Here is a 575-nt window from a genome sequence, read left to right as displayed (position 1 = left end):
CAAGTTCCAGCGCCGTCGGCCCATTTTCCGCCGAAATGACGTCATAATATTCGCTCGTCAGTTTTGCTTCGAGCAGTTTGATATTCGGAAGAATATCATCAACAACGAGGATACGGCCCGGCATCAGCCCTTAACCCAAAAAGCGCTGAACGGTCTCGAGGAAGTTTGCGACCGAAATTGGTTTGGCAATATATGCCTCGCAGCCCCCCTCGCGGATTTTTTCTTCATCACCCTTCATAGCGAAAGCCGTAACCGCAATAATTGGAATAGAGCGTAGGTGTTCATCCTGCTTGATCCACTTGGTAACTTCAAGGCCAGACACTTCCGGCAGTTGAATATCCATCAGAATCAGGTCGGGCCGCTCCTCCCGCGCGAGGCGCAGGGCTTCCATCCCGTCCCGCGATTGCAAAATACGATAGCCGCGCGCTTCCAACAAATCGTGGAAAAGCTTCATATTGAGTTCGTTGTCTTCAACGATCAAAACCGTCTTCATCGAAATATACCGAAGCCTCCAAGCGCCGGGACCCTATGCCGCCCGCAACACGAATCTCACTGTAGCGACTCGCCACTCGCAA

Annotated in this window: 1 protein-coding gene; it reads right to left on the bottom strand. The window is 52.0% G+C overall.

Going from position 1 to position 575, the window contains the following annotated elements; genetic code table 11:
• Nucleotides 1–130 precede the first annotated feature (130 nt).
• Nucleotides 131–493 carry a response regulator gene (locus VZ95_RS21155; protein WP_045774897.1) on the bottom strand — a complete coding sequence of 121 codons (363 nt, stop codon included), beginning with the start codon at nucleotides 491–493 and terminating at the stop codon, nucleotides 131–133.
• Nucleotides 494–575 lie beyond the last annotated feature (82 nt).

The sequence above is a fragment of the Elstera litoralis genome (genome assembly GCF_000963705.1).
Taxonomy (GTDB): Bacteria; Pseudomonadota; Alphaproteobacteria; order Elsterales; family Elsteraceae; genus Elstera; species Elstera litoralis.
This window is presented reverse-complemented; position numbering and strand designations above follow the sequence as displayed.